This window comes from Coleofasciculus sp. G2-EDA-02, from assembly GCF_040226375.1.
Classification (GTDB): Bacteria; Cyanobacteriota; Cyanobacteriia; order Cyanobacteriales; family Coleofasciculaceae; genus Coleofasciculus.
In genome coordinates this window covers 39,949-53,175 of sequence record NZ_JAVKEW010000136.1, presented here as the reverse complement: position 1 = coordinate 53,175, position 13,227 = coordinate 39,949, and the positions used below count along the sequence as shown (strand labels likewise).

Annotated in this window: 13 protein-coding genes and 1 tRNA gene; 7 read left to right on the top strand and 7 right to left on the bottom strand. The window is 46.0% G+C overall.

Translation table 11 applies throughout. The annotated features are described in order from the left end of the window. The first annotated feature begins 433 nt into the window (after nucleotides 1-433). Nucleotides 434-1,147 (top strand): response regulator transcription factor, encoded by a 714-nt coding sequence (locus tag RLO19_RS15595; protein ID WP_446357778.1) that lies wholly within the window; start codon nucleotides 434-436, stop codon nucleotides 1,145-1,147. Nucleotides 1,148-1,355: 208 nt separating this feature from the next. Beyond that, nucleotides 1,356-2,084: a GUN4 N-terminal ARM-like repeat domain-containing protein gene (locus tag RLO19_RS15590; protein ID WP_446357776.1), complete on the top strand. Its 729-nt coding sequence runs from the start codon at nucleotides 1,356-1,358 to the stop codon at nucleotides 2,082-2,084. A 181-nt stretch (nucleotides 2,085-2,265) separates the two neighbouring features. Here the strand turns inward: RLO19_RS15590 and RLO19_RS15585 are convergent, their stop codons facing one another. Then, entirely contained in the window at nucleotides 2,266-3,834 is a 1,569-nt protein-coding gene (locus tag RLO19_RS15585) for an Ig-like domain-containing protein (protein WP_446357774.1), read from the bottom strand. Nucleotides 3,835-4,081: 247 nt separating this feature from the next. Between RLO19_RS15585 and RLO19_RS15580 the strand changes: the two genes are divergently transcribed. Continuing rightward, nucleotides 4,082-5,455 (top strand): sensor histidine kinase, encoded by a 1,374-nt coding sequence (locus RLO19_RS15580; protein ID WP_446357772.1) that lies wholly within the window; start codon nucleotides 4,082-4,084, stop codon nucleotides 5,453-5,455. On the opposite strand, the gene RLO19_RS15575 is transcribed toward RLO19_RS15580, so the two are convergent. The 3 genes from RLO19_RS15575 to RLO19_RS15565 form a co-directional block, all read right to left on the bottom strand. Continuing rightward, nucleotides 5,439-5,576: a hypothetical protein gene (locus RLO19_RS15575; protein WP_446357770.1), complete on the bottom strand. Its 138-nt coding sequence runs from the start codon at nucleotides 5,574-5,576 to the stop codon at nucleotides 5,439-5,441. The two genes, RLO19_RS15580 and RLO19_RS15575, sit on opposite strands and share 17 nt — an antisense overlap. A 90-nt stretch (nucleotides 5,577-5,666) precedes the next feature. Continuing rightward, complete coding sequence (locus tag RLO19_RS15570) at nucleotides 5,667-5,924, bottom strand: helix-turn-helix transcriptional regulator (protein WP_446357768.1); 258 nt, start codon at nucleotides 5,922-5,924, stop codon at nucleotides 5,667-5,669. A 64-nt stretch (nucleotides 5,925-5,988) separates the two neighbouring features. Beyond that, nucleotides 5,989-6,240, bottom strand: coding sequence for a helix-turn-helix transcriptional regulator (locus tag RLO19_RS15565; protein ID WP_446357766.1), 252 nt, complete (start codon nucleotides 6,238-6,240; stop codon nucleotides 5,989-5,991). 114 nt (nucleotides 6,241-6,354) lie between these two features. Here RLO19_RS15565 and RLO19_RS15560 point away from each other — a divergent pair, with 114 nt between their 5' ends. The 3 genes from RLO19_RS15560 to RLO19_RS15550 all read left to right on the top strand — a co-directional run bounded on the left by RLO19_RS15560 (nucleotide 6,355) and on the right by RLO19_RS15550 (nucleotide 8,577). After that, on the top strand, nucleotides 6,355-6,813 hold the full coding sequence (locus tag RLO19_RS15560; protein WP_446357764.1) for a hypothetical protein: 459 nt from the start codon (nucleotides 6,355-6,357) through the stop codon (nucleotides 6,811-6,813). Next, nucleotides 6,810-7,172, top strand: coding sequence for a hypothetical protein (locus tag RLO19_RS15555; RefSeq protein WP_446357762.1), 363 nt, complete (start codon nucleotides 6,810-6,812; stop codon nucleotides 7,170-7,172). Before RLO19_RS15560 ends, RLO19_RS15555 begins: the two co-directional genes overlap by 4 nt. Before the next feature lie 373 nt (nucleotides 7,173-7,545). Next, complete coding sequence (locus tag RLO19_RS15550) at nucleotides 7,546-8,577, top strand: N-acetylmuramoyl-L-alanine amidase (protein ID WP_446357760.1); 1,032 nt, start codon at nucleotides 7,546-7,548, stop codon at nucleotides 8,575-8,577. Nucleotides 8,578-8,731: 154 nt separating this feature from the next. Here the strand turns inward: RLO19_RS15550 and RLO19_RS15545 are convergent, their stop codons facing one another. Then, entirely contained in the window at nucleotides 8,732-10,243 is a 1,512-nt protein-coding gene (locus RLO19_RS15545; RefSeq protein WP_446357758.1) for a hydroxysqualene dehydroxylase, read from the bottom strand. A gap of 670 nt (nucleotides 10,244-10,913) precedes the next feature. Between RLO19_RS15545 and RLO19_RS15540 the strand changes: the two genes are divergently transcribed. Then, nucleotides 10,914-10,986 (top strand) — tRNA-Arg (locus tag RLO19_RS15540). 182 nt (nucleotides 10,987-11,168) lie between these two features. Here the strand turns inward: RLO19_RS15540 and RLO19_RS15535 are convergent. Together RLO19_RS15535 and RLO19_RS15530 are read right to left on the bottom strand one after the other, a co-directional pair. After that, the gene (locus RLO19_RS15535) at nucleotides 11,169-12,131 is read right to left on the bottom strand and encodes an alpha/beta fold hydrolase (RefSeq protein ID WP_446357757.1); all 963 of its coding nucleotides are present in this window, start codon (nucleotides 12,129-12,131) and stop codon (nucleotides 11,169-11,171) included. 94 nt (nucleotides 12,132-12,225) lie between these two features. Further along, nucleotides 12,226-12,951 (bottom strand): hypothetical protein, encoded by a 726-nt coding sequence (locus tag RLO19_RS15530; protein WP_446335109.1) that lies wholly within the window; start codon nucleotides 12,949-12,951, stop codon nucleotides 12,226-12,228. Nucleotides 12,952-13,227 lie beyond the last annotated feature (276 nt).

Below are 13,227 nucleotides of genomic sequence, written 5' to 3'. Positions count from 1 at the left end.
TTGGTGCAAGATGTGAGATGCTACCTGTCCATGGCGTCGCTGCTGTTTATCGATACAAGTACAAGGTTGGACGCAATAGTCTAGCGTTTAGACACTCGCTGAACTCAACCATTATGCTGGAATAAAGCATCTGTGTTGGCTATTGTTGTTCACTCTGTTACTCGATAGAGCGTAGCTCGGCATCAACCCGACTGTGTGATGGAGTAGCCGATTACACAGAGAGAGTTGGCTAATCTGTCCTCCGGCTGGCTTCTCTACAGGGAAGGTTTGTGGCAATACACTACTGAAGTCGCTAGGCTAATACCAACACAGAGTTTTTTGCTCCTGATTCCTGCTATTGCCCAGACGCTTCTTATCCAAGGAAGGATGTTCTGAGGGAAAGCGTCTCACCAACCTAACCTTCAACCTTTTGACCCATGACTGACGACCAACGATGAAAAAAATTTTAGTGGTTGATGATGATAGAACATTACGCATTACTTTGACACGCGCCCTGGAAAATATGGGATATCAGGTTGAACAGGTGAGTTCTGGGGCAGAAGCTTTGGAGGCTTGTGTCAAAAGTCCACCGGACTTGGTGGTTTCTGATGTGATGATGCCACAGATGGATGGAATAGAATTTTGCCGCCGTCTGAGGGCGACTCCATCCGGTCAACTGATGCCTTTTATTTTTCTATCAGGTAAAGGAGAACTAGAAGACCGCATTCACGGGCACTCCATCGGAGCGGATGATTATCTGATTAAGCCTGTTAATCCCAGAGAATTAGCGGCTAAAATCGAGGCTCAGCTTGAGAGAACCCGTCGCATTCATGCTCTGATTGTTCAGTTAATGCAGCTTAATGCCAGTTCCGCCGTCACGGAGTTAGCCAACCAAGCCAAAACCGCTCAAGCGACCGAGGTTTCACCACCCCAGGAAGAAGAAACTTTCACCCCTACACCTTTACCGTTGACACCTGCAGAAGAACGAGTTTTTTGGGAAGTGATTCAAGGATTGACGAATAAACAAATCAGCAATCGCTTGTTTATTAGTCCACGTACTGTTCAAACACACCTGAGTAGTATTCTCAATAAGTTAAAGTTGGGAAACCGCGCTCAGCTTATTCGTTTTGCCTATGAAAATGGTTATCAACCTCCGAGCAATGGTTAGGAAGGCGGGGGAGCTGGGGGAGCTGGGGCGCAATGTTCCAGACGTGCCATGGCACATCTGGAAGCGGGTGACTTCTTTTTACTGCTAACTGAGGTTATTAGACCGATGCTCTAAAGTAATCTTGTCAATTTTCGAGTCTCAGGCGTTCAAGGGAGCCACTTTGCCTCGACAATAGGATCAGTTGCCGCAACTTCAAACACGTCGCTTCATGATAGACCAAACGACTGCCTCTGTACCCGAAACCTCTAACCAGCTTGCCGAGTTGACTAGCCAACTTGAGTCGAGTTCTGAGAAAAAACAACTCCAGCTCATTCCAGAACTGGTGAATCAGGGGGATGCTGGTTTAGATGTTTTGATGGACTTTCTGCAAGCGCAATCCTCAACCCCTCCCAGTCTCAGTGTCGGTTTGGCATACCTTGCCCTTTATCAGGCAAAGACTGCCAAAACTGAGGAGTTCCTACAAAGCCATTTTCCGACAGGGATTGTTCCCCTGTTGTCTGAACGGGATATTGACTACACTCCCCTACAACAGTTACTTGCCCAGCAAGAATTTCAGGCAGCGGATAGGTTGACATTAGAGAAACTTTGTGCATTGGCTGGCTCTACTGCCGTACAGCGAAAATGGCTGTACTTTTCTGAAGTGGAGAAGTTCCCGATTCCCGATTTACAAACGATTAATACCCTTTGGATGATTCACTCTCAAGGTAAATTTGGATTCTCTGTGCAGCGGGAACTTTGGCTTTCTGTGGGTAAAAACTGGGAAAAACTGTGGCCCAAAATTGGCTGGAAGAGCGGAAATAGCTGGACTCGATACCCCAATGAGTTTACTTGGGATCTCAGCGCCCCGAAAGGTCATCTCCCGCTTTCCAATCAGTTACGTGGTGTCCGGGTTATTGCGACTTTGCTTTCTCATCCGGCGTGGTTAAGTGATAGCTAAAGTTGGTCATTAGTCATTGGTCATTTGTCAGATAATTTTCGCAATTGGTCGGGGCGGGTTTAGTTACATTCGGGTGAAAACGAAACGTTAAGGGTAAAACCCGCCCCTACAACAGACTTTCTATCTCCCCCTGCTAAGAGACGCGCTTTTGAAGCGTCTCTACATGCTCCCCCTGCTCCTGCTACGGTAGCCAGTGAGGTTGGAATCCTGGTAATAATGGCTCAGGTTGTAGTTGCAGGGGTGTTTCTGAGGGTATAGACTCATCTAAGGGCAATAACCAAAGACGTCCGGTGGCGATCGCCTGCCCTTCATCATTTCTTAAACTATCAATCGGTGAGGCGGGTCGGGTTGCTACCTGATCGAATAATAAGGCTAAACCATCTGGGGATAAACTCAGTTGAATATCACGCTGTTCCGGCAGAACCACCAAGGGTTTGACCGGACTCTGTTCACTCTCAGGTTCAGCCTTGAGATTAACGGCGGCGATAAACGGTTCCTCGCGATACTCTTCCCCTTGAATTAGTTGGGTGAGCAGGCAATAGAGGGTTTCTTCATTGGGGGCGAACTCGCAGTTGACAATCGAACCCGTTGTACGTAAGATTTCTTGTTCTGCTCCCTGATTATTCACTAAAAACAGCGATCGCGTATAGTCGGTATTAAATTTCACCATTGTCGCCGCTGAACCATCTCTGGCAAAGCTGAGGACTCGACCAAATTTGGGCAGAAAGTCTAGCGGTTCGGCATTGGAGTTTAACGGCAAAATCGCTACCCCTTGCCCTTGCGCCACGGCTAATGAAGCATTATCTGGGGCAATTAAAAATTCGCCACCGGGCTGATTTTCTAAGGGTTGGGGTTCGCCCTCCCCAGGGATAATCCATAATCCAAAATCAGCGGGATCTTCTCGATTCACTCGCTGTACCACAATGATTTGTCCGTCTCCGGATAAGTCGAATTGCAGATTTTGATAGTCAAGACTATCTAACACTAAATCAAGCTTGCCAACGGTTGACTGAGATGGGGAACGTTTATTTGGAGATGGAAACGATAATCCTGTGGTTACGGTGTAAAGTTGTGCCGTGAGTAAACCCCTTGCCTGATTTTGGCGGTCATTCGCCGAAAATAAAATGCGATCGCTCCCAGGATAGGGCTTAAAGTCCAGTACGACTAGATCAGTCGGCGTCAGCAGTGTTTTTTGTTGTCGTGTGAGATTATAGAGGATTAACCGCCCCTGCTCCTCGCCTTCAACGCCAATGTAAGCAAAGGCGCGATCGCGACTGTGAAATGTCGCCTGAAACGGTTCCATGACTGTACCTTCTTCTTCAACTCCCGGTATTTTCTCCTTTGCTCCCTGAAGCTGAACTTGATAGTCATTACCATAAGGAATCGGCGAGAGCAACGTATACGCCATTTTACGCCCCGCCCAGCTAATTTTTCCCTCGATTGGCGGCACCTCTGAGGGACTAACCTCCCCTGAAGGCAAAACTGGTGTGATTTTTAGATTCGCTTCCACGCTGGCGTGGTTCATCGGACGGCTAAAGGTTAGAATAAACGCTGTATCCTCAGCACTGACGTATTTGTCCTGCCAGCTAAAAGCCCTAACTCTAGGTCGAGTGGTATCGCCTGTCAATAGGACGATGCCAATTAGCAGACTTAGCACTACCATGATTACCAAAGCCAGACGGTCAATAGGTTGAAGAAATTTTTTAGAGGGTACGGTTGGAGCTGACATTTCAACGATCAAAGTTGGCATTTAGATTCTAGTCTAGATCCGCCTCCAGGCAGTAACTCTACAGGGTGCAGGCTTTCTCGACTGACTCTCGTCCGCAGAAAACAGGATGTTTTTTTGAATCTTTATTTTAAAAACATGTATATTGATTCTTCCATAAAGTTATATAAATTCATCCTTTGGGTGTATTTAAATCTCTTTTGAGGTGTTTTTAAATTGAAAAGAATACGCCTCGACCTCCCTAGGTATTACATATTGCTGACTTACTGCCATGATTTCCCACCTACATCAGTCCTCAACGGGTCGTCTTTTCGATGCCAATACCTCCGATAAAGTGGCTCTGGAGACACTTTATTTGGATGAGCGTATCTTGGGTGCGGCAAGCTGTGGCATTATCCTCAGCGATGCTAGCAAACCAGATATTCGAGTAATTGACGATATCTACAACGCCAATTTAACCCCCTGCCACATTGAATTACTCGAAACGCTTCAGGTTCGTGCTAACGTGGTAGCGCCTATTTTACAAGGGAAAAAGCTCTGGGGATTGCTTGTGGTTCAGCAATGTTCGGGAGTAAGGCAATGGCAGCAGCCGGAAATCGAATGTGTGAGAAAACTGAGTATCCAGTTAAGTGTAGCTATTCAGCAAGCGGCATTGTTTGAGCAAGTCGCGGATGAACTCAAGGAACGTAAAGCGGCTGAATCTGCTTTGCGAGAGTCGGAAACAAACTTAAAAGAGAAAGCCACTCAGCTTGAACAAACCCTACGCGAACTCAAACAGACTCAACTCCAACTGGTTCAAAGTGAAAAAATGTCAAGTTTGGGACAGTTAGTGGCAGGGGTTGCTCATGAAATAAATAATCCAATCACGTTTATATCCGGAAATATTGCCTATGCCAATCAATATGCTCAGGATTTATTGAAATTAATCAAACTCTATGGTAAACACTATCCTAAACCTGTATCGGAAATTGAAACCTTAATTGAAGAAATTGATATTAACTTCCTCCAAAAAGATTTCCCCAAACTTCTCAGCTCGATGAAAGTCGGTGTAACCCGCCTGCAAGCGTTAGTTGGTAGTTTAAAGAATTTTTCGCGCCTAGATGAAGCTGAACGCAAATGTATGGATGTTGAACAAGGGATGGAGAATACGCTGCTGATTTTGCAGCACCGCTTAAAGTCGGAATCCTCTAACATCCAAGTTGTCAAAGAGTATGGCAAGCTTCCCCCTGTGGAATGTTATCCAGGACAACTCAATCAAGTCTTTATGAATCTTTTAAATAATGCGATTGATGCTCTCAATTCAGGGGATAAACAACCGGAGAATACAAAAGATTCGGCATCAGGGGAGTTCTCTTTTCCTGATGATGTTTCCACGCCGACAATATGGATTTGGACTGAATTATCGGAGCGCAACTCTGTACTGATTCACATTGCCGACAATGGTTATGGCATTCATGAAGAAGTCAAGGAACGAATTTTTGATCCATTTTTTACCACAAAACCTGTAGGAAAAGGGACGGGTTTAGGATTGTCGATTAGCTATCAAATTGTCGTAGAAAAACATGGCGGACAATTACATTGCTTCTCCGCGCCCGGATGCGGTACGGAGTTTGTAGTGGAAATTCCCTTCAATGGTGAATGTTAGTACCATTCGTCTTAAGTGTAGCCATAACTGAGCGCGATCGCTCTTTGGCGTGGCAGATGTCTGAACCCGCTCTCTCGTCAGCTTTCGTGCTGATGCCCAACTGACTTAGGTTCAATGGCACTGAAAAGTGTGCATTTTTGGATCGTCAAAACCCGTTATATTCCGTAGGGTGGGCATTGCCCACCAGCCTCATCTGAGCATGCCATTCGACTTAGGCTTGATTGGGCGATCGCGCAGGACCAAAGTTATCCGGTAGATCCTCCAAGCTACACTGCAACTCTCGACACAAAGCTTTAATCTGGGGAACATTGAACGTTGCTGGGTAGGCTCCTCTTTCCCAGTTACTAATGGTTTTCGTGGATACGCCAATTCGCCGAGCCAACTCCTCTTGAGTTAAACCAACCGCTTCTCGTAACTGCTTTAACGGCGATTCGCCACTCTCTACATCTAATCTGTTTTTATTGGGCATAGCAAATGACTATCTGGCAAATCCGAAGCCGATAACCTACTCCAGTTCACAGCCGGACCAGATGTTACCCTGACTCGACATCGATTCCCTCAAATGCCTCAATCAGTTCATCAAGAGTACATTGATAAGCCTGACACAAACGTTTAATTTCAGACGGTGTGCCTCGTGGTAAAGACGTTCGAGCTTCCCATTTGGCAATGGTTGAAGGACTTTTTCCAATCGATATCGCAAAATTAACCTGAGTCAAACCTGTACGCTGACGCAAATCCGCTGGTGTGAGACGCTTTCCACTTTCTTGGGGCATATTGTAAGTCATGACTTGTAAAGCATGGCTAGTTATGCTTTACTGGTCATAATCCAAAAAACCATAGAGGGCAGAGAATATTTTAACTGCCCTTCCATCCGTTCGTTCTTTTCACTATAAAATTCCATGAAACATACTGACTGGCTACGCCTTCAAACCGAAGGTGAAAAACTGTGCGCCCTTCTCAGACAACACCACTATCAATGCTTCAAACAACCCCACCGCTTGTCCTGGAAAATTAATAAAGACGGCAAAACCTACCTTCTGACTTGGTTACCCGCACCCGTAGGTGACTGGGGTTTACTCCCCAACGATACCACCGCAGCACGTCGAACCCTCTGGCAGCTAATTCACAGCATTCTTAATATTATCCGAGTTAACGAACCGACGAATCAAGCCATTCCCTCATCCGCCGACTTGACTCGTCCTTGGGCAATTGTCCGCCTTCTCCCCAACGCTCAACGCCATACCATCGCCCGATTTCACAATCGCCAAGATGCTCAAGACTACATGCGATTCCTCCATCGCTTCGTTCCCACCGCAGAATTTGAACTCCTATTTGATGTTTCTCCAAAACAACTATGACTATTCTATTTCGCCGCATCAAACCCCAATCATTTCCAATCACTATCGATCTTATTGCTCAATTTCTGGGTATTCCCAAATCGATGATTCTGCGAGCAGAACCTTGGGCTTATATTATTTTTGTTCATCGCCGCGACAAAGGTGGGCAATTTATCAGTTATCGAAAACTAAAACTCTGGATTGAGTCAATAATTGCCTTAATAAAAAAAACCACAACCTTAGACGAATTATGGCAGCTAGGATTGTGGATTCGACAAGAATGCAAAAAGTTTAATTATACTCAAACCGTTCTCGAATATCTACGTTCTTTCTGGGCAAAACAGCGAGACGATTTGCGAAGCTTGGCACACGTCAGATAGCAGTTCGTTAGACATCAGGGGGAATTATCCTGATAGAAAAGTCTCTCAATTGTAAATAATTAACATCAAGAACCGCGATACGTTCAACTCCATCAGATGCGAGACAATCCAATATCCCCCGTCTAAAATCGAGTAAGCCACGTTTACTCCCATTCAACAAAAGAATGCTAGATATTATATCTAAAACCTGCTATGGCGCGTCTGGAACATGATCCCCGTCCCAATAATACTCGGATAAGCTCTAAATGTAATTTCTGCTTCGCCGGCTCCCAGACGCTTCAAAAGCGCGTCTCTACATTGCTCCCCCTGCTCCCTCTGCTCCTCTATCCCTTGCAGTATTGATCCCCGTCCCCTGTCTTGAGGAACTTTAACAGTGAAACTGCACTGGCTACTTCCCAGTTTTCTCGGCTTTTTTTTGCTCTCCTTTCCAGCGCAAGCAGCGAGATTGCTCTCCTGGCGCTTTGATGTGAATCAAAATCAACTCGTCTTTACGACGGATGAAGGGGTGCAACCCACTGGACAATTTTTTGCCAATCCCAACCGCCTGGTGATTGATTTACCCGGTATCCTGCTGGAGAACTCCAAATTAGAACAAGTAGTCGGTGGCGCAGTTCGAGCGGTGCGTGTTGGTCAATTGAACTCCCAAACCACGCGCTTGGTGATTGAATTTAATCCGGGTTATACGATTAACCCTCAACAGGTTCTATTCAAAGGATTCTCCCCTCGGATGTGGACAGTGCAGTTACCGCCACCGCAACGAGTTGTCGAATTAACGACACAAACCCCTCTACCGCCGCAAAATCCTGTCATACCGCCTATAACTAGCAATCCTCCATTTAATAGTTCCCAAGTTCCGAACCGCCGCATTGTGGTTATGATTGATCCCGGACATGGAGGAAATGATCCTGGTGCGATTGGGTTAAATGGGTTGCGGGAAAAGGATGTGATTTTGCCCATTTCTCAACAAGTTGCTGCTATTTTACAGCAACAAGGTATTCAAGTCATTCTCACCCGAACCAGCGATTATTTTGTAGACTTAGCACCCCGCGTCGAGATGGCAAAACAAGCCCAAGCGGACTTATTTGTGAGTATTCATGCTAATGCTATTGGTCGTCGTCCTGATGTGAATGGATTAGAAACCTATTATTACTCTAATGGTCAGCGTTTGGCTCAAACCATTCATAGTAGTATTTTACAGACAATTCCGATTCGCGATCGCGGCGTGAAACAAGCCCGATTTTACGTCTTGCGTAATAATCCAATGCCGGCGGTTCTCGTGGAAGTCGGTTTCGTTACTGGACGAGAGGATAACCCACGACTAGCGACACCAGAATACCACAGCCAAATGGCAAGCGCGATCGCACAGGGTATCTTACAATATATTCGGCAGAATTCATTTATGTAAAGACTTGCCATGGCACGTCTGTAAATTGTCAGGACTCCTTTAGCCACTTAACTTTGGTATTTACCGATAAACTTTCAACAAAACCCGCCCTTCGTCAATTGTAAAGGTGGGTTTAACCGTTTAATTTTGCTATCTACCGTCTCCAGCTCAAAAACTAAGGCAACCAAAAATCAGGTAATACTGTCTTCCCCCAATCCCGCACCATTTTATTAATCATCCGCCCCACTTGAATATGAGGTTCATCGGGTTCAACCGGAATAATCGTTGCCTTATTTCCATACCCAAAACGGTCAATTACTAAATTTGCCGCCTCTAAACCCGTCACATACGCCTTCTCCTGTGACCAAGAACCGTGCTTGGTAACAATCCAATCCCCACTCATCAAAACATTATCAATCGGAGTTGTGGCTGGCAGTAAATACTGATAACTTCCCGGTGCAAAATGCGTTACCCCTTGCGGTACACGAATCACGCTGCTATCCATAACCTTGGCATCTTGAAACTCTGGCACACAAGTGGCTAAATCTCGATGAACTTTTGCCACAATTTGCTCATCACTCATGGGTAATAATTGATTAGCATGATAAAAATCTGCTTCAATTACACTTCCCGGTTCATAGGCATATTCATCATGCAGCGCATTTAAATCAAAAAACGTCCACCCCGTCGTCGGATCAAAACCAAAACAAGCATTAGAAGGATTCCGCAGAATAACTTTTCGGTCAAACCACAACCGGGTTGCCAAGACATCAATTGCCCCTAAATTTCTCAAATTACGGAATTCAGGATAAGGTTGTAAGTTCGTACTCACACTAACAATTTTTTTCATGCCATTAACACTAACGGCAACAATCACCGCATCGGCTTCAAAGACTTCCTCTCCACAGACAACCGCTTTCGCCTTACCCCTATCGTCCAAGAGAATATCATTCACCCGCTTATTCGTCAGCACTCGTCCCCCAGCTTTCTCAATCCGCTCCACCCAGGGTTTAAAAATCATTTCTGCCACTGTTCCCCGACACCAGACGACATCAAAATTGGGTTGGTGAGCCAAAATAAAGTAATAAAGCATTCCCAGGGCTGCGGCGGCTGAACATTGTTCGCCAGGAGCAAATAACCCCACCAATAGCATCGGTTCAAAGGAATCTTGATACAGTCGGGCAGAAATACCAAACTGTTTAAATAGTTCGCGGGCAGTTACCTTATCGTAACGTCGCCACGCTTGATCAGAATTATCAAAATCAATCAGAGCATAGAGAAGAGGCAAAGCCGAAAGCCTGTCAATTAGAGGTAAGCGTCTAAACTTGGGATACACAAAAGTACCCAATGGGGTAGGAAGCGGGAATTCATTTTGAAACAGGGGCGATTCGACTTCTAATCCAGCCGGAGAATATTGGGAGGAATAGGTAAAGGGAGTGAAGGGTTTAAGCCCTAATTCGTTAACCAGACGAAAGATATTGCGATAGGGATACCAGAACCCATGAATACCCCCTTCGACTGAACGTCCGCCAGAGGTTTTCCATCCAGCCACTAATCCACCGGCATAGGGTGCGGCTTCTAGAAGAGTAACATCGTAGCCTTGTTGGGCAAGATGATGAGTCGCACCTAAACCTGCCCATCCTGCACCAACGACGACTATCCGCTTTTGTGCTGACGCTTCTGACATCCTTGACCTCATAACTTAACTGTCTCTTTGTTTTAGGATGCCATGAGCACTCGAGCAAAGTCAGCCCCACTCTGCCCCAACAATGAAGCGAGCAAGATGCCCACCCTAATTCAGCTTGGAAAGAGCTTGTTGAAGCTTTCTCTCTTCCTAGTGACTAAACTCTCGAACAGTTTTCCAGATATGAAATTGGAAAGGTAAGGGGCCACAAAACAGTAGCAATGACAAAAACCATCCTACACCGAAATTTTTGCTCCGACGATAAGTCAGTCTCTTTCTGGAATGCATTTAACCAGTTTAGGCAAAATAATCCAGCGATTAACAAGTAAATAGCGAGAAGTCCTAGCATCATAATGATATTGAGTAGAGAAATTTACTTACTATTCCAGGTGATGATGGAACAAATTAGCTTTTTGACTTCAGCAGTTTACCAAACGAGTCCTGATAATAGGCAAGTTAGCACTGAACCTGTATCAGGTTGCCCTAGGGATTACAAAGCATACACACAAGTTCTTTTTCACAAAGAAGAGGGGAATGTGCATCTATCTAAAGGGAGAGTGTTCGGGAAAGTCACTGAAGGGAGCGTCAATTACCCAGATTGCCGTTTTTGCCAAATCGAAGTTATAATCTGATTTGTGCCAGTGTGTTTCTTTCTGAACGCCGCTGCACAAAAGGGCGCGTAGCTCAGTGGATAGAGCACCAGATTCCGGTTCTGGGTGTCGGGGGTTCAAATCCCTCCGTGCTCGTTTATATTGTTCGTTTATCAAAAAGTGGGGGCTTAGGGGAGCGATAAAACCCCCTGTGTAATCTTCGATTCACGGGGGGAGGATGTCACAGTGGGTACGTCAGGACTTACGCATTGACAGAAAGACAATAATGTGCAGTAGGGTAAGTGGTAGAGATATTCCGTCGGCAGAACGAGCTTTGATTACGAGAAACTCAAAGACTCAGCCAAAATTTTCCGAATTTGAGTATCCACAACATCAGGTTGTTCCACCATTGCCAGATGACCACAATTAGAAATTTCAATCACATTGGCACCCCCATTTTGAAAAAGCTTATGGAAGCTAGCCAGATGGCGCACATATTTTGGTGCCATTATCGTATCATTCGCACCCGCCAAAAAATAAACAGGCTGCTGAAGCTGTGATACCACCTGAGGCAAACGGTGAACCTCAGCCTCGGTTGTCGAATCCAACAGACTCCTCAGTGCCGCTTCTGGGTGAGCCACAACGAAATCAATTACCCGTTGCCGTCCCCAACGCCGTGCCAGAGGACGCGCCACCTGTGCCCGTGTAAACAGTACATCAATCAAGGGCAGATAACACAACCACTGAGGGCGGCGTTTGACCAACTGCTTACCCACATTCCGAAATCGTTCAAACTCTTCTTTTAAATAAATGCCGCCCCCCGCATTCAGACAAATCACCCCTTTGACCCGTTGTGATGCCACTGAGGCTCCCCACAAGGCGATACTGCCACCCAGAGAGTGACCAATAAGCCAAGCGTTATCGATTGCCAGCTTTTCCAATAGAATACCCAAATCCCTGGCATAAGCAGCAAGGGTATAGTTACTGGTCGATAAACCAGTGGCGCTAACGTCTGCCGATGTTAATGTGGCATTATCGTTCTCACCCGCCCCGCCAGAGGTAGTAGCCCCAAAAGCCGATTCGGTTTGTGGTGTTTTATCAGTTGGGGATTGAGAATCACCAAATCCCCGCAAATCATAGACTAAACATTGATAATCAGCATCTAATCGGTCAATTAGTGGTTGCCAATAGTTACGACTTAACAGCCAGCCGTGGATAAAAACCAAAACTGGGGATGAGGATGCCTTGGGAGGCGTTAATTCGTAGGCGTGGGTAGCCCCGAGAATCTCAATCGTTGCCATACAATCCATCCTATCCGAGAATTGGCGCAGGTGGTCAAGGGTGTAGGGGTGTACGGTGTAGGGTGTAGGGGAAAGAGTCTATCCCACTCAAAACTCAAAACCGACGCCCTAATAATCGCTGTCGGACACTTTCGGCAATTTTTTGACCCAAATATTCGGGAATCAAGTTTTCATTGGGACCGAGCAAGTAGAGAATGAGGCGGGTACGTCCACGCCAGACAAGTAAGTTAGCGTTGACGACGAGTAGGTCTTCTTGCCAAACAGCATACATTACCTTATAAAACAATCCCGGTTGGTTATCGGCTTCAATTAACAGGGCGGGTAGATGAAATACTGGGTCTACATAGAACTCAGTTTCTACTTGTTCTAAGCCAGCATCCAGATTAAATTCCACTGCTAGCATTTCTTCAACTTCAAAACGTCCTGCCAGCGCCTCCCGAATGGCACGGCAGACGTTATCGGCTGTTTTGGGGGTCAGGGCTTTGCTACCACGGGATACCACTAGCTTGATGAACACCAGCATGGGGGGACTGATTTGACCATGAAGACTCAGGCTGTGAATTGTCAATCCATAGGCAGCTAAAACCCCAAAAATATCACTGAGGAGAAAGGACTGGTTGCGGTAGGCAAAATGTAGGGCGCTTTTCGAGCCTTCGGGTTTGATCTCAATAACGACGCGCCGAGTTTTGTAGAGTTTATAAGCTAGCCGAAGGTTTTGCAATTGGATCTCACTACTGACAAACTGCTCATAAAATTCCGGAAACGCCCGGTTGAAGCGCTTTAGCAGTTCTAGTGTTGATGATTTCAGACCCGCAGCCATAAGTAGGGGGAAAAGGCGTTCGCTTTGGTAAAAAGCTTTTGGGATAGACCAGCAAGCTCAGCCTCAAGGCAAAAACCTGCCGTATCTGGTTAATCTCTCACAAATTCGGCACAATAGCCTCAGTCTAGCTAAAGAAGGTCTTGCCCTGAGTCACAATTTGCCACTGAGCCGTAGAAATAGAGTGGCATCGTTGAAGGACGGCACTAGCCAAATATGCTGGGAACTGGGGGTTAGGCTCAGCTCTAGTTAGAAGCCTTGGGGTACTGTGACCCTAAG